The following is a 15,008-nucleotide window of genomic DNA, read 5'->3' on the forward strand; positions in this document are numbered from 1 at the left end:
AAAGTCACTCAGTTCAGATAGCGGGATCGCCCGCTTTGGTGGTCAGATTTCCAGGTTAACGCTGAAACCCGCCGTCGCGCCTGATGTATGAAATCCCGCGGGTTTATAGAGCGGAATGCCCGCAAACAGGTCGTAGCTGAAGCGCCCCCAGAGCGCGCCGCGTACGCCTATTGCACTGCCTGCCAGTTGATGTCCGACCAGGTCGCGAGTCGCAGGTCCGCTTACCCGGCCATAATCGGCAGCCAGATAGAGCTCATGTCCGCGCGAGAAAAGATTCCAGCCAATTTCGTTGCGCCACAGCAGTCCTTTTTCCCCCGACAACATCTGTTCACCGTCGAAGCCGCGTACCGTATAACGGCCGGCAATCGCCATGCGCTCCTGTGACGTCAGGGCATTCGGACTCCATTGGCCCCGCACACTGCTGTAGACCCGCCAGGGCTGCTCGCCCACGGCGAAAGGATGGTTGATGCCGAGGTCGCCCAGCAATATGCCGGTACGCGCGCTGCCCTGATGACGCGACTCTTCTGGTGCAGGAAGCGCATTAAACGCACCAGTACCGCGCCGCCAGGCGATACTGGCGTCCAGCGTGCTGCTGCCCAGATAGCTATGCTGATTCAGGCCCAGTTCCCAGCCCGCGGTGCGCCGCTTTTGCTGCACAATGTCGATATCGTTGACGGCGTTGGTGGAGTGTTTGCGGTAGCCACGCAGATTAAGCGTGGTTTTGTTCGACTGATCGCGGTAGAGCAACCGGGAGACCGTGAGCTGGAAATTATCGCTCTTGCCGCTGTAGCGCAGCACCTCATTGGCATTGGGGATGTTCTGGTGATAGGTGTAGTCGTTGTAGTTGGCGGAAACGGCCCAGTAGCCTATCGGGAAAAAGTAATTCAGAGTGTGCGAGCGGTTACCGAACGGCCCATGCTCAAACAGGTTTTTGCCAATATTGGCGTAAAACAGATCGTTCTGCGCAAAAGGCGCATCCACTGCGAGGGTGGCGGAACCGAGATAGCGCCCGGTACTTCTGGAGCCGCTGTCATCCAGTCCCAGACTGAGCCGCACTGGCCGGCCTTCCCGCCAGTTGACCAGCAGATCGCTGGTGGCTTCCTGCTCGCCCGGCACGATTTTAATGTCGGCACTGGCGCTGGGCACCCGCTTGAAGTTTTCCAGCCCCTGCTCAATATCCCGCAGATTTAATATCTCGCCCGATGACGCCGGAACCGCATTCCACAGCCGTCCACGCCAGGAAACCGGTTCATCAAAACGGATCCTGCTGATACGGCCCGGCTGTAACGTCAGCGTTAATACGCCTTTTGTCAGATCCTGCTCCTGTGCCATTACGCGGGTGGTGACATAGCCTTTGGCGAGAATTGCATTCTGCACTTTATTAATGACCAGCACGATGCCCTGTCCGCCCAGGCAGCGGCCGGTGGCATCCGCGGCGGCGTCGAGCGCCCACTGAAAACGGCTGGCTTCATCGCCATTCAGGACGATCTGATTGATGGTAAAGCAGGGCTGCTCACTGGCAGGATAACCGGGCAGACGACTATCAGGACGGGGAAGATGTTCATTCGCCTGCGGCGCATTCTGCTGTTGCAGCACGCGCTCGCGCGTCTGCTGACGCAGTTGCTCGCGGGCATCAATCGCCTGACCTGCTTCGCGGGGAGTATCGGCTGGCGAGGCTGCCATCACCGGGAAAGCAGAGCAGAGCAGCGCGCCTGCCACCATGGCGAGCAGACGCACTGGCGGATGACAGAGCGATAAACAAATCCTTTTCATGAAAATTCCATTTCACTAAATGTAACCGGGTGTAAATTCTGGCGAATTATCCATCAGGAAAGGGGAAAAACAAGAGGGCTGGCTATTTTTAGGGCGGTTTCTTAACCACCGGATTGATGAAAAACTTTAGAGTATGACAGGAGAAAAATTAACAAGTAACCATTTGATATATATGAAACATTTATAATCTGGCGCATCACAACAGCCGATTCCTGATGACCGGCAATGGCAGTTTAAGCACTTTAGCGTATTCATTTGCACCCTAAAAAATGGCCGCTATAGCGGTCACACTCAGGTATGAGTCGAAGACATCAGGCCAAAAAATCCCATAAAAAAAGGGACGATTGCTCGTCCCTTTTTCGCACAACAAATAGCATTACTGCAGCAGCGAGATATCCGCGACCTGCAGGAACAGCTCACGCAGTTTTGACAGCAGCGTCAGGCGATTAACCCGCACCGCCTGATCGTCGGCGTTAACCATCACTTTATCGAAGAAGTTGTCTACCGCAGTACGCAGCTGTGCCAGTTCGACCAGCGCATCCTGATAACGACCTTCAGCGAAGTAAGGCTGCAGCTTGCTGCTCAGCGCAGTGACAAAGGTCGCCAGCTGGATCTCTTCGTTCTCTTTCAGCAGCGACGCCTGCACGCTCTCATTCAGCGTTTCAGTCGATTTTGCCAGAATGTTAGAGACGCGCTTGTTCGCCGCCGCCAGTGCTGCGGCTGCTTCCAGCGTACGGAAGTGCGACACCGCTTTCATGCGTGCATCAAAGTCAGCCGGACGGGTCGGACGACGCGCCAGAACCGCCTGCAGCGTGTCGATACTGTGACCCTCTTCCTGATACCAGGCGCGGAAGCGACCCAGCATAAAGTCGATCACATCATCCACCACGCGGGCGTTGCTCAGCTTGCTGCCATACAGGCGCACCGCTTCTTCGGTCAGAGTCTGCAGGTCGAGCGGCAGGTTCTTCTCAACGATGATACGCAGCACGCCCAGCGCCGCACGACGCAGTGCGAACGGGTCTTTGTCGCCTTTTGGATGCTGACCAATGCCGAAAATACCGGCCAGCGTATCCATTTTATCGGCAATCGCCAGTGCACAGGCGACAGGGCTGGACGGCAGATCGTCACCGGCAAAGCGCGGCTGATACTGCTCATTCAGCGCCACCGCCACATCTTCGGCTTCGCCGTCGTGACGCGCGTAGTGCATGCCCATCACGCCCTGGGTGTCGGTGAACTCGAAGACCATGTTGGTCATCAGGTCACACTTCGACAGCAGGCCCGCGCGGGTGGCGTGATTCACATCTGCGCCAATTTCACCGGCAATCCAGCCCGCCAGGGCCTGAATGCGATCGGTTTTATCGCGCAGCGTGCCCAGCTCTTTCTGGAACAGCACCGTCTCCAGACGCGGCAGGTGATCTTCCAGACGCTTTTTGCGGTCGGTATTAAAGAAGAACTCCGCATCGGCCAGGCGTGGACGTACCACTTTTTCGTTGCCGGAGATAATCTGGCGCGGATCGCTGGATTCGATGTTGGTGACGAAAATGAAGTTCGGCATCAGGTTGCCGTCATTGTCATACACCGGGAAATACTTCTGATCGCCTTTCATGGTGTAGACCAGCGCTTCCGCAGGCACCTTGAGGAATTTCTCTTCAAAGGTCGCGGTCAGGACCACCGGCCACTCCACCAGCGATGTTACCTCTTCCAGCAGGCTGTCGCTGATATCAGCGTTGCCGCCTAAACGGCGTGCTGCTGCTTCAGCATCGGCTTTAATCATCGCTTTGCGGACCTGATAGTCGGCAATGACCTGGCCGCGTTTTTCCAGCACATCAGGGTACTGATCGGCGTTGTCGAGCGTGATTTCGCTTTCACCCATAAAGCGGTGACCACGAATAACCCGATCTGACTTAATGCCCAGAATGGTGCCTGGGATCAGCTCATCGCCCAGCAGCATCGTCACGGTGTGAACCGGACGAACGAACTGCACATCGCTGTTGCCCCAGCGCATCAGTTTTGGCACCGGCAGCTTGCTGAGCGCGGTAGCGATCATTGCGGGCAGCAGCGCCTGGGCCGCTTCGCCTTTGACCTGAGCGCGATAAACCAGCCATTCGCCTTTATCGGTGGCGAGACGTTCAGCCTGATCGACGGTAATGCCGTTGCCACGCGCCCAGCCTTCAGCGGCTTTGGTCGCGTTGCCGTCAGCGTCAAACGCAGCAGAGATCGCCGGTCCGCGCTTCTCTACTTCCCGATCGGGTTGTGAGGCGCTCAGGTTTGCGACTTTCAGCGCCAGACGACGCGGCGCAGCAAACCAGCTGACCTCGCCGTGGCTCAGGTTAGCGGCATCCAGTTCAGCAGTGACCTGCGCGGCAAAGGCTTCTGCCAGGCTGCGCAGGGCTTTTGGTGGCAGCTCTTCGGTGCCGATCTCCACCAGGAAGGTTTGTTCAGTCATGGCTGCCTCTTACTTTTTGTTATTGCACATCGGGAAGCCCATTGCCTCGCGAGAGGCGTAGTAAGCTTCAGCCACGGCTTTGGTCAGGGTACGAATGCGCAGAATATAGCGCTGACGCTCTGTTACCGAGATCGCTTTGCGGGCATCCAGCAGGTTGAAGCTGTGTGCCGCTTTAAGAATGCGTTCGTAGGCGGGCAGTGGCAGCGGTTTTTCCAGCGCCAGCAGATGCTGCGCCTCTTTCTCATACTGCTCGAAGCAGGTAAAGAGGAAATCAACGTCGGCGTATTCGAAGTTATAGGTGGATTGCTCCACTTCGTTCTGATGGAACACGTCGCCGTAGGTGGTTTTGCCCAGCGGACCGTCGCTCCACACCAGATCGTAAACGCTGTCGACGCCCTGGATGTACATCGCCAGACGCTCCAGACCGTAGGTGATCTCGCCGGTCACCGGCTTACACTCCATGCCGCCAACCTGCTGGAAGTAGGTGAACTGCGTCACTTCCATGCCGTTGAGCCACACTTCCCAGCCGAGTCCCCAGGCACCCAGCGTCGGGTTTTCCCAGTTATCTTCCACGAAGCGAATGTCATGCACCGTCGGGTCCATACCCAGCTCTTTCAGCGAGCCAAGATAGAGCTCCTGAATGTTGTCCGGTGAGGGTTTGATGATCACCTGGAACTGGTAGTAGTGTTGCAGACGGTTCGGGTTTTCACCGTAGCGGCCATCGGTAGGACGGCGTGATGGCTGCACGTAAGCGGCGGCGATCGGCTCCGGGCCGAGTGCGCGCAGGCAGGTCATCGGGTGTGAAGTGCCAGCGCCCACTTCCATGTCCAGCGGTTGGACAATGGTGCAGCCCTGACGCGCCCAGTAATCCTGCAAGGTCAGGATCAGCCCCTGAAAGGTTTTGGTATCAAACTTTTGCATGTTGAGTGTGCACGCGCTTCGGTTAGATTAAAAAAAGAGGCCGACAGTATACCCTTTGACCGCGCGATGTGCAGCCGTAAATCCCAGGCGCTACCGGCGCGTTTTCGCGGTGATTCAGGGCGCTGGCATACAGATGGCTCCGAATCCTGCTGGCAGCAGTTGTTGCTCTGGTCGCATTTGGCTACCCTTTTGCGCACGGACGCGATGCGCAAGAGGATGCCATGCCGCAGAAGATTTACTGGATCGATAATTTACGCGCGGTTGCCTGTCTGATGGTGATCGTGATTCATACCACCACCTGGTATATCACCGGGCCGATGGCGGTGACTGGCATCACCTGGGATGCGGCTAATCTGCTGAACTCAGCATCACGCGTCTGTGTTCCGCTGTTCTTTATGATCTCCGGCTATCTGTTTTTCGGCGAACGCAGCGCCCAGCCGCGCCATATGCTCCGGCTGGTGCTCTGTCTGCTGTTCTACAGCGCGGTATCGCTGGCCTATATCACCTGGCTGACCCCTATCAGCGAAGGGCGATCAATCCTGAAGATGCTGCAGAAGCCGGTGTTTTATCACCTGTGGTTCTTCTTTGCGCTGATCGGCATCTATCTGCTGTCGCCCCTGATCCAGGTAAAAACCGTGCAGGCGCGCTACGTGGCGCTACTGGTGCTGGTGCTGGCGGTGCTCGCCAACCCCAATACGGTCAGCCAGTCGCTGGGGCCGTTTCACTTTCTGCCGGTTAATCTCTATGTCAGCGGTGACAGTATCTACTACCTGCTCTATGCGCTGCTGGGACGGGCTATCGGCACGATGGAAACGACCCGGCGCGGCCTGACGCCGCTGGCTGTCGGGCTGTTTATCGCCTGTGTGATTGGCATTACGTTAGGGACGAAACAGGCGCTGATCGTTAACGGGGCGTTTAATGACACCTGGTATCTCTACTGCGGACCGCTGGTGTTTATCGCCGCGATCAGCCTGCTCATCGTGTTTAAAAACAGCCTGAACCAGCGTACGCTGCCGGGTTTAACGGTGATTGCGCGCTATTCACTGCCGATCTACGGCTTTCATGCGCTGTTCATTCACTACCTGCGTACACATCATTACGATGATATGTCGCGTCCGTGGCTCGACCTGCCCTGGGTGTTCGGGCTGACGCTGGGCGGCAGCCTGCTGCTGGGTATGGCATTGAAACGCGTCGATACCCGTCACTTTGTCAGCTGATTGGCTTCACGCTGGCGGGCGCGCCGTAGCTGGCGCGCCGATGAAAACCCCGCCGCCAGCGCCGCTTTTTCGGCAGATTCACCCTGCTGCTGACGCTGGCGTGCCACGCCAACCCGCAACTGCTCATGGTATTCACGCACGCTAATCCCCAGATGCTGGCGAAACAGCCGCGCCAGATGGCGGCTGCTGACATGCGTGCGTCCGGCCAGCTCGGTCAGGGTCCAGCCGTGCTCAGGATGGGCAATCATCAGATCCTGCGCCCGATGAATGGCCGGATGCATGTGGTTGCGGTAACGCAGCCACGGCGAAAGTTGCGGATCGTCACCGGCACGGCGGAACCAGACCACCATCTCCCGCGCTACCGCCAGCGCGGTTTGCGTATCGCAGAGCTGATTAATCAGATGCAGCGCCAGATCGATTCCCGCCGTGATGCCTGCGCTGGTCCAGATATTCTCATGCCCGACAAACACCCGGTTCTCCTGCACCCGTGCGCGCGGGGCCGCGGCTTTCAGGCGGGCAATTACATCGTGATGGGTGGTGCAGAGCACGTCATCCAGCATGCCTGCCTGCGCCGCCAGCAGCGCACCCGAGCAGACGCAGACCAGCATAAAGGTCTGCGCGCGCAGCGCGGCGTGCTGGCGCATCAGCCAGTCGCGAGCCTCTCCGGCCTGCGGCGTGGCGTAACAGACCTGCGAGTCATAGACGCCAGGCACCACCAGCAGACTCCCGGCGGGCAACTGATCAGGTAACGGTTCGATGCCGCCAATGGTCATGCCGGTGGAGCAGACCACCTCCGGCTGCGGGCCGATGTAGCGCAGCGTAAAGTGCTCGCCCGCCAGCTTCAGCGTCTCGGCCGGGCCGGTGAGATCCAGCGCCATCACGCCGGGCAGGGTTAAAAAACAGACGGTGTGTGTCATGCTGGCCCGCGCTACACCAGATCCCAGCCACGGGCGCGCCACAGCGCAGGCAGTTGCGCCATATCGTCGAAGCGCGTCACCAGCGGATGATCCAGTTCAGGGTTGTGCGGGTCAGCGCAGTAGTAGTAGACCGGAATGCCAGCGGCGATACCGGCGCGGGCGCCCGCTTCGGAGTCATCCACCAGAATGCAGCGCTCAATCGGCACCTGCATCTGTTCCGCAGCGTGGTACATCAGTTCCGGATCGGGCTTCCAGTGCAGAATGTCATAGCCGCTGTAGAGGTGCTCCGCAAACAGCGGCAGCATGCCGGTTAAGCCCAGCGAGTGCTGCATCTTTTTTACCGTCCCGTTTGAAACCACGCACATCGGCACCTTGATCTGCTCAACCAGCGCTTTCGCGCCCGGGATGGGCTGCAGTTGCTGATCAAACAGCCGCGCGACCTCTGCGCGATAAGCAGTCTCCACCTCTTCCATCGGCAGCGTCACCTGATGCGCGTCGCCGACGTCACGAATAATGTCGTAGAGTTTGACGCCCTTATACTTTTCAAACATCTGCTGCAGCGACAGTTCCAGGCCGTAACGGGCAAAGGTGTTGACGTAGGCCTGGGTACAGAGCAACTCACTGTCCACCAGCGTGCCATCGCAATCAAAAAAGACGCATTCTACCGACATCAGACTCTATCCTTCGATTCAGGGGTGTGCTCCACACTCTACCGCACTCAGCGCAGATTGCGAGACTGGCAATCGGTTGCGAAAAATCATTGTATTGCCCCGGTAAAATCGCCAGGATACGCGCCGATGATTTTTTCTTCTGGATGGATGGCATGAGCAAGCAAGGCGTTTTGCAGCGCATCTTCAGGCTGCAGGAACATGGCACCACGGTGCGCACCGAAGTGATCGCGGGTATCACCACCTTTCTGACGATGGTCTACATCGTCTTCGTCAATCCGCAGATCCTCGGCGTCGCCGGCATGGATACCCAGGCGGTGTTTGTGACCACCTGTCTGATTGCCGCCTTTGGCAGCATTCTGATGGGACTGTTTGCCAATCTGCCGGTGGCGCTGGCGCCCGCAATGGGGCTGAACGCCTTTTTCGCCTTTGTGGTGGTTGGCGCGATGGGCTATTCGTGGCAGGTGGGTATGGGCGCGATCTTCTGGGGTGCGGTCGGCCTGCTGATCCTGACGCTGCTGCGGGTTCGCTACTGGATGATTGCCAATATCCCGCTGAGCCTGCGCGTCGGCATTACCGCCGGTATCGGCCTGTTTATCGCCATGATGGGGCTGAAGAATGCCGGTATTATCGTGCCGAATCCCGATACCCTGGTGGCCGTGGGGAACCTGACCTCGCACAGCGTACTGCTGGGCGCGCTGGGCTTCTTTATCATCGCTATTCTGGCATCACGCAATATCCACGCGGCAGTGCTGATCTCAATGATGGTTACCACCGCTATCGGCTGGATGCTGGGCGACGTGAAGTTTGTCGGCCTGTTTTCTGCGCCGCCTTCCATTTCTTCTGTGGTCGGCCAGGTGGATATCAAAGGCGCCTTCAACATCGGCATGGCAGGCGTAATCTTCTCCTTTATGCTGGTCAATCTGTTCGACTCCTCCGGCACGCTGATCGGCGTCACCGACAAAGCGGGACTGACCGACGAAACCGGCACTTTCCCGCGCATGCAGCAGGCGCTCTATGTCGACAGCATCAGTTCAGTGAGTGGCGCGCTGGCAGGCACCTCATCCGTGACCGCCTATATCGAAAGCACCTCGGGCGTGGCGATTGGTGGTCGTACCGGCCTGATGGCAGTGGTCACCGGCCTGCTGTTCCTGCTGGTGACCTTCCTGTCACCGCTGGCCGCGATGGTGCCATCCTACGCCGCTGCGGGCGCGCTGATTTACGTTGGGGTGTTAATGACCGCCAGCCTGTCGCGCGTACGCTGGGATGATCTGACCGAAGCCGTTCCGGCGTTTGTGACCGCCGCCATGATGCCCTTCAGCTTTTCCATCACCGAAGGCATTGCGCTGGGATTCATCGCTTACTGCGTCATGAAGCTGGGTACTGGCCGCTGGCGTGAAATCAGCCCCTGCGTAGTGATTGTTGCTCTGCTGTTTGTGCTGAAGATTGTCTTTGTAGACGCGCACTAAGCGCATTCAGGGCCGCAACCTCCGGGTTGCGGCTTTTTACATTTCAGGATGCAGGCTGCGCTCGCTGGGCAGGCTGGTCAGCCGCAAAGCATGAGGCCCGATGTTGGGCTTACCCATCTCTATTTCGCGTAATGCGTGCCACTGAAAGGCGTTATCCATCTCCCACAGATGCAGACGCTGAGTCGCAGACGACAGCGCACACGACCAGACCAGCATGGGCTCCGCATCACACACCACCTGAATGTCGGGATAGAGTGAAGATCGCAGCCGACCCGCACCGGGCAACAGGCGCAGCGAATCCAGTCCCCGATCGCCCTCTCCCGTCAGCTTGAGAATGCTCTGGCGTAATGTCCAGATCTGCGTCACCGCCTCCATGGCATCCTGCTGGGCATTGATCCAGGCGATCTCGCCCGAGGTTAATCCCTGAATCAGTTGCTCCTGAGTCTGACGGCTTCTGGCATGCACAATCTCCATATCCAGACCGGCACGTCCACCCTCTTCGGCCAGCAGCACACCCACCGTATTACCCGCATAGGCGATGCTGAAATCGGGCAGATCGCTGTCAGCAAAAACGGGGCGTCCGTTGCTCTGGATAAGCAGGCGCGGCAGCTCACCAATGCCATAAACCCGTAGCATCAGTTGTGCCAGCAGGGTACGGGCGGCAAGAAATCGCCCACGGCGTTTGTCAGCAAACTGCTGTGCCGTGTCGGTGATAGCCTGGGGAATGCGTAAATCATTAGCCGGGAAGCCGGGATCGCCCGTCCAGCGTACAAAATGACCAGCCATCTGTCGCTCCGTGAAAATGGTCAGATAATCATCAGAAGCATTGTAGGAATTTTCTTACCTTAATGCACCTGGCAACGCACAGATTGGGGTAAATTCGGATTAGGATGAGCAGGCGAATGGTGTTTCATCAGGGGACAACCTCAGCAGAACCGGGTTTGATGTGCGTGCCTGATTAGCCATCCTGCTGGCAGCCGGAGTTGCTGTGACAGCGTTGTCATGCGGATGTCAGGCTGCTGTCGGGTCAGGATCGTGTTACTGCCGGACGTTTCGCCGCACACTTTTCCTTCCTGTCTGTTACTACGGAGAATGCGAATGAGCAGCATCAACAGATTCAAAGAACATCGACTGGCCCGTGCGTGGTCACAGGAACAACTGGCAGAAATGGCGGGACTGAGCACCCGCACCGTGCAGCGGATTGAAAATGGCGAGCGGCCGGGGCTGGAAACTCTGAGTGCGCTGGCTGCCGTCTTTGAAGTGAACGTTGCTGATCTGACCGGTCCTCAGAACGGGGAGGATCAGGCGCTGGATCAGCGGATTGTTGATGCGCGCAGCAGGATCGACGGTGAGGCACGTTTTTACCGTTCACTGATTACCGCAGTGGTTGTTTGCGGACTGCTTTTTGTGCTTAATCATGTGACGGCACCGGATGATCACTGGTCGCTCTGGGTCGCAACGATCTTGGGAGCGGTGCTGGTTGTCCGGGCGCTGAGGACCTTTGTTTTTCATGGCCTGACGCAGCGCTGGCAGCAAAAGCGCCTGCAAAAAATGCTGCGCCGCTGAGCGGTTCGTGTGGTGGCTATCTGTTTTATAAGGTCATCCGCGTCGCGATTTGACTCGCGACGCGGGCAGCATCAGGCGAAACGACTCGCCTGCTCAAAGCTCAGTCGCGGCAGGCGCGGATGCAGTTTTGACGCGTCACCATAGCCGAGGTTAATCAGCAGGTTAACCTGATACTGACCGTCGGGGAAAAAGGCGTCATTGACTTTGGCCGGATCAAACCCGGACATCGGACCGGCATCCAGACCCAGCGAACGCGCCGCCAGAATCAGGTAGCCCGCCTGCAGGCTGCTGTTACGGAAAGCGGTCTCTTTTGCCGCTTCCGGGCTGCCGGTAAACCAGCTGCGCGCATCAGCATGCGGGAACAGGGCGGGCAGCTGCTCATAGAACTCGCGGTCCCAGGCCACAATCACCGTGACCGGCGCGCTCATGGTTTTTTCCAGATTGCCGGAAGAGAGTGCCGGTTTCAGCTTCTCTTTGCCTTCCGCCGAGGTCACGAAAACAAATCGCGCAGGCGAGCAGTTCGCCGAGGTCGGGCCCAGTGCCGTTAAAGCATAGAGCTGCTCCAGCAGAGCGTTATCGACGGGCTTAGCCTGCCAGTAACTATGGGTGCGGGCGTCATTAAACAGCGTGTCCAGTGCGGCAGTGTCGAGCGGTGTACTCATGCAACTCTCCTGTTTCAGGCGAAAAAGTTCGCCCAACGGTGTTCACGTAGTGGGTTTGCGTCCGGTCCGGCGCGGCGGGATGAGGCGGGGATCACTCACCGCAATCCGTCGCCGCTCGTCAGATCGGCGCTTCAACCGTTATACGGCAATGCCGTGCCGCCGCAAAATAACATATCAGCAAGAATCAACGCAGAAGCGGGAATAACAGGGGAGCAGCGTGGCAGGAAATCTGGCCTGACAGCAGGACGCTATCAGGCCAGCACGGTTATTTACCGATACAGAAGCTGGAGAAGATGCGACCCAGCAGATCGTCAGAAGTGAACTCGCCGGTGATCTCGCTTAACGCCTGCTGGGCAAGACGCAACTCTTCCGCCAGTAGCTCACCGGCCCAGGCACCGAGCAGCTGCGCTTTACCCTGCTGTAAGTGCGTTGCCGCCAGCTCCAGCGCCTGCAGATGACGGCGACGCGCCAGGAAGCCGCCTTCCATATTGCCGGCGAAGCCCATGCTCTGCTTCAGGTGATCGCGCAGCTCGTCCACGCCCGCGCTGGTGCGTGCCGACAGACGAATCAGTGAGTGACCATTTACTTCTGTCAGACCGAGAGACTCCCCGGTAACATCCGCCTTGTTGCGGACCACGGTAATCGGCAGTTCGGGCGGCAGACGGGAGACGAAATCGGGCCAGATAGCCGCCGCTTCGGTGGCGTCGGTCGTCGTGCCGTCCACCATAAACAGCACGCGGTCAGCCTGTTCGATCTCCTGCCAGGCGCGCTCAATCCCGATGCGCTCCACTTCGTCGCTGGCTTCACGCAGACCAGCGGTGTCGATGATATGCAGCGGCATGCCATCAATATGAATATGCTCACGCAGTACGTCACGGGTGGTGCCTGCAATATCCGTGACGATGGCGGCGTCACGGCCCGCCAGCGCATTCAGCAGGCTCGATTTGCCCGCATTAGGCCGGCCCGCAATCACCACTTTCATCCCTTCACGCAGCAGGCTGCCCTGACGCGCTTCGGCACGGACGGCATCCAGATCGCCGATCACCGTATTCAGCTGCGCTTCGATTCTGCCGTCAGAGAGGAAATCGATCTCCTCATCCGGGAAGTCGATAGCGGCTTCGACATAGATCCGCAGGTGAGTGAGTGCTTCCACAAGATGATTGATACGGGTGGAGAAGACGCCCTGCAGGGAGTTCACTGCCGAACGCGCCGCCTGCTCCGAACTGGCATCAATCAGGTCAGCAATCGCTTCGGCCTGCGCCAGATCGAGCTTGTCATTCAGAAACGCACGCTCTGAAAACTCACCCGGCTGAGCGATACGCACGCCAGGCAGCGCCACGATGCGCTTCAGCAGCAGGTCCAGGATCACCGGGCCGCCGTGGCCCTGCAGCTCCAGCACATCTTCACCAGTAAAGGAGTTAGGACCAGGAAACCACAGCGCAATGCCCTGATCCAGCACGCGGCCATCGCTATCGGTGAACGGCAGATAATCGGCGTAACGCGGCTTAGGCAGTTTGCCCAGCAGCTGGCGGGCGACCTCTGCCGCCTGGGCGCCAGAGACGCGCAGAATGCCTACGCCGCCGCGTCCGGGTGGCGTCGCCTGGGCAACAATGGTATCGCTGTGGCTCATAAATTTTCTCTCGCTACAAAAAACACAGGCGGTCGCTTTGACCGCCTGAGAATAGACTATTTTAGGGCGGGATTACTCCCGCTCTGGATCGCTTACGCTTTCTTCTTGTCGCGGCTATGCAGACCACGTTTTTCCAGGCCGCGATAAATCAGCTGCTGCTGGAGAATGGTGACCAGGTTGCTGACGATGTAGTACAGCACCAGACCTGACGGGAACCACAGGAAGAACACCGTGAAAATCACCGGCATGTACGTCATGATCTTCTGCTGCATTGGATCGGTCACGGTGGTCGGTGACATCTTCTGAATGAAGAACATGGTGATGCCCATCAGAATCGGCAGGATGTAGTACGGGTCCTGCGCTGACAGGTCATGGATCCACAGAATAAATGGCGCATGACGCAGTTCAACCGAGCCTGACAGCATGTAGTAGAGCGCCAGGAAGATTGGCATCTGAATCACCAGCGGCAGACAGCCACCCAGCGGATTCACTTTCTCTGCTTTATACAGCGCCATCATTTCCTGGCTCTGCTTCTGCTTGTCATCACCCAGACGCTCACGCATCGCCTGAATTTTCGGCTGCAGCATGCGCATCTTCGCCATCGAGGTGTACTGCGCTTTGGTCAGCGGGTACATGATGCCGCGCACGATGAAGGTGATCACGATAATGGAGAAGCCCCAGTTACCGATGAAGCTGTGAATAAATTTCAGCAGTTTGAACAGCGGCTGAGAGATAAACCACAACCAGCCGTAATCCACGGTCAGATCAAGGTGCGGCGCAATCGCTGCCATCTTGTCCTGAATTTCCGGGCCGACCCACAGCGTTGCACCCAGATTCTGCTGTGCGCCCGCGGCAATGGTGACCGGTGCAGATTTATAGCCAATCGCCGCCACGCCATTACCCAGGTTGCTGGTGTAAAGGGTGTTGGTGCCTTCGGTACGCGGAACCCATGCCGTTGCAAAGTACTGCTGCAGCATCGCAACCCAGCCATTGCTGGTGGTGGTGTTCAGGTTCTCGTTATCCGCGATGGTGTCGAATTTATACTTCTCATATTTCGACTCGCTGGTGGAGTAGGCCGCGCCACGGAAGGTGTGCAGAGCAAAGTTGTTGCTGCCGGTATCACGATGCTTAGGCAGATCGATGGTCTGCTTCAGCTGGCCAAACAGCGACACTTCCAGCGGCTGCTGGGTGGTGTTGTTGACATGATAATCGACATTAACGGCATATTCGCCACGCTTGAAGATGAAGGTTTTGGTGTAAACCACGCCATTTTCAGCGGTGTAGGTCATCGGCACACGCAGTTCGGACTGGCCATCAGCCATCTCGAAGTGATCCTGCGCAGCGTTGAACAGCGGACGCGCGCCGTTGTTCGGGTTATCCGGGCCATTACGACCGGTCAAACCACTCTGAGCCTGATAAAGGAACGCTGGCGTTGTTTCAAGCAGCTGGAACGGCTGGTTAGAACCCAGTTTGTCCGGGAAAGTCAGCAGCTGTGCTTGTTCAACATCACCGCCTCGGGTGTTGATATTCAATGACAGGACATCAGTCTTAACGGTGATCGTCTGGCCCTGACCGCTGGCCGGTACACCCTGACTGGCGGTATCACCCGCTACGCTGTTTGTGCCTTGTGTGGTCTGCGTCTGCTGTGGCTGCGGAGCGTGGTCCGTCTGCCAGGCTTGCCAGATCATAAAGGTCACGAACAGAAAAGCGATGAGAAAGAGATTGCGTTGCGAATCCAT

12 protein-coding genes are annotated in these 15,008 nt (G+C 57.9%); 3 read left to right on the plus strand and 9 right to left on the minus strand.

Going from position 1 to position 15,008, the window contains the following annotated elements:
• Nucleotides 1–42: 42 nt before the first annotated feature.
• From GVJ63_RS18970 to glyQ, 3 genes are all read right to left on the minus strand, one after another.
• The gene (locus GVJ63_RS18970; protein WP_159227231.1) at nt 43–1,773 is read right to left on the minus strand and encodes a ShlB/FhaC/HecB family hemolysin secretion/activation protein; all 1,731 of its coding nucleotides are present in this window, start codon (nt 1,771–1,773) and stop codon (nt 43–45) included.
• A gap of 376 nt (nt 1,774–2,149) precedes the next feature.
• Nucleotides 2,150–4,219: a glycine--tRNA ligase subunit beta gene (glyS, locus tag GVJ63_RS18975; RefSeq protein ID WP_010258943.1), complete on the minus strand. Its 2,070-nt coding sequence runs from the start codon at nt 4,217–4,219 to the stop codon at nt 2,150–2,152.
• Between the two features lie 9 nt (nt 4,220–4,228).
• Complete coding sequence (glyQ, locus tag GVJ63_RS18980) at nt 4,229–5,140, minus strand: glycine--tRNA ligase subunit alpha (RefSeq protein WP_010258942.1); 912 nt, start codon at nt 5,138–5,140, stop codon at nt 4,229–4,231.
• Between the two features lie 221 nt (nt 5,141–5,361).
• Between glyQ and GVJ63_RS18985 the strand changes: the two genes are divergently transcribed.
• Nucleotides 5,362–6,357, plus strand: a complete 996-nt coding sequence (locus tag GVJ63_RS18985; RefSeq protein ID WP_132499539.1) for an acyltransferase — start codon at nt 5,362–5,364, stop codon at nt 6,355–6,357.
• Here GVJ63_RS18985 and GVJ63_RS18990 read toward each other — a convergent pair.
• Together GVJ63_RS18990 and yieH are read right to left on the minus strand one after the other, a co-directional pair.
• Nucleotides 6,342–7,274 carry a GlxA family transcriptional regulator gene (locus GVJ63_RS18990; RefSeq protein WP_159227232.1) on the minus strand — a complete coding sequence of 311 codons (933 nt, stop codon included), beginning with the start codon at nt 7,272–7,274 and terminating at the stop codon, nt 6,342–6,344. The two genes, GVJ63_RS18985 and GVJ63_RS18990, sit on opposite strands and share 16 nt — an antisense overlap.
• An 11-nt stretch (nt 7,275–7,285) precedes the next feature.
• Nucleotides 7,286–7,945, minus strand: a complete 660-nt coding sequence (gene yieH / locus GVJ63_RS18995; protein ID WP_010258939.1) for a 6-phosphogluconate phosphatase — start codon at nt 7,943–7,945, stop codon at nt 7,286–7,288.
• 152 nt (nt 7,946–8,097) lie between these two features.
• On the opposite strand from yieH, the gene GVJ63_RS19000 reads away from it, so the two are divergent.
• Nucleotides 8,098–9,411, plus strand: a complete 1,314-nt coding sequence (locus GVJ63_RS19000) for an NCS2 family permease (RefSeq protein WP_159227233.1) — start codon at nt 8,098–8,100, stop codon at nt 9,409–9,411.
• A 36-nt stretch (nt 9,412–9,447) separates the two neighbouring features.
• Here the strand turns inward: GVJ63_RS19000 and GVJ63_RS19005 are convergent, their stop codons facing one another.
• A complete protein-coding gene (locus GVJ63_RS19005) occupies nt 9,448–10,197 on the minus strand; it encodes a 4'-phosphopantetheinyl transferase superfamily protein (RefSeq protein WP_010258937.1) in 750 nt (249 codons plus the stop codon).
• 312 nt (nt 10,198–10,509) lie between these two features.
• On the opposite strand from GVJ63_RS19005, the gene GVJ63_RS19010 reads away from it, so the two are divergent.
• The gene (locus GVJ63_RS19010) at nt 10,510–10,977 is read left to right on the plus strand and encodes a helix-turn-helix domain-containing protein (RefSeq protein ID WP_159227234.1); all 468 of its coding nucleotides are present in this window, start codon (nt 10,510–10,512) and stop codon (nt 10,975–10,977) included.
• A 71-nt stretch (nt 10,978–11,048) separates the two neighbouring features.
• Here GVJ63_RS19010 and GVJ63_RS19015 read toward each other — a convergent pair whose 3' ends face one another.
• The 3 genes from GVJ63_RS19015 to yidC all read right to left on the minus strand — a co-directional run bounded on the left by GVJ63_RS19015 (nt 11,049) and on the right by yidC (nt 15,008).
• Complete coding sequence (locus GVJ63_RS19015) at nt 11,049–11,639, minus strand: malonic semialdehyde reductase (protein ID WP_010258936.1); 591 nt, start codon at nt 11,637–11,639, stop codon at nt 11,049–11,051.
• A 265-nt stretch (nt 11,640–11,904) separates the two neighbouring features.
• Nucleotides 11,905–13,269: a tRNA uridine-5-carboxymethylaminomethyl(34) synthesis GTPase MnmE gene (gene mnmE / locus GVJ63_RS19020; protein ID WP_010258935.1), complete on the minus strand. Its 1,365-nt coding sequence runs from the start codon at nt 13,267–13,269 to the stop codon at nt 11,905–11,907.
• A 92-nt stretch (nt 13,270–13,361) separates the two neighbouring features.
• Nucleotides 13,362–15,008, minus strand: coding sequence for a membrane protein insertase YidC (gene yidC, locus GVJ63_RS19025; protein ID WP_159227235.1), 1,647 nt, complete (start codon nt 15,006–15,008; stop codon nt 13,362–13,364).

Origin of the sequence: Pantoea sp. 18059, assembly GCF_902706165.1 — a bacterium.
In the GTDB taxonomy this organism is placed as follows: Bacteria; Pseudomonadota; Gammaproteobacteria; order Enterobacterales; family Enterobacteriaceae; genus Pantoea; species Pantoea agglomerans.

Excerpts from the sequence above, each read along its gene's own strand:
- mnmE (WP_010258935.1), bottom strand. The coding sequence starts at position 13,269 with ATGAGCCACAGCGATACCATTGTTGCCCAGGCGACGCCACCCGGACGC.
- GVJ63_RS19005 (WP_010258937.1), bottom strand. The coding sequence starts at position 10,197 with ATGGCTGGTCATTTTGTACGCTGGACGGGCGATCCCGGCTTCCCGGCT.
- GVJ63_RS19000 (WP_159227233.1), top strand. The coding sequence starts at position 8,098 with ATGAGCAAGCAAGGCGTTTTGCAGCGCATCTTCAGGCTGCAGGAACAT.
- yidC (WP_159227235.1), bottom strand. The coding sequence starts at position 15,008 with ATGGATTCGCAACGCAATCTCTTTCTCATCGCTTTTCTGTTCGTGACC.
- GVJ63_RS18985 (WP_132499539.1), top strand. The coding sequence starts at position 5,362 with ATGCCGCAGAAGATTTACTGGATCGATAATTTACGCGCGGTTGCCTGT.
- yieH (WP_010258939.1), bottom strand. The coding sequence starts at position 7,945 with ATGTCGGTAGAATGCGTCTTTTTTGATTGCGATGGCACGCTGGTGGAC.
- GVJ63_RS18990 (WP_159227232.1), bottom strand. The coding sequence starts at position 7,274 with ATGACACACACCGTCTGTTTTTTAACCCTGCCCGGCGTGATGGCGCTG.
- GVJ63_RS19010 (WP_159227234.1), top strand. The coding sequence starts at position 10,510 with ATGAGCAGCATCAACAGATTCAAAGAACATCGACTGGCCCGTGCGTGG.
- GVJ63_RS18970 (WP_159227231.1), bottom strand. The coding sequence starts at position 1,773 with ATGAAAAGGATTTGTTTATCGCTCTGTCATCCGCCAGTGCGTCTGCTC.
- GVJ63_RS19015 (WP_010258936.1), bottom strand. The coding sequence starts at position 11,639 with ATGAGTACACCGCTCGACACTGCCGCACTGGACACGCTGTTTAATGAC.
- glyQ (WP_010258942.1), bottom strand. The coding sequence starts at position 5,140 with ATGCAAAAGTTTGATACCAAAACCTTTCAGGGGCTGATCCTGACCTTG.
- glyS (WP_010258943.1), bottom strand. The coding sequence starts at position 4,219 with ATGACTGAACAAACCTTCCTGGTGGAGATCGGCACCGAAGAGCTGCCA.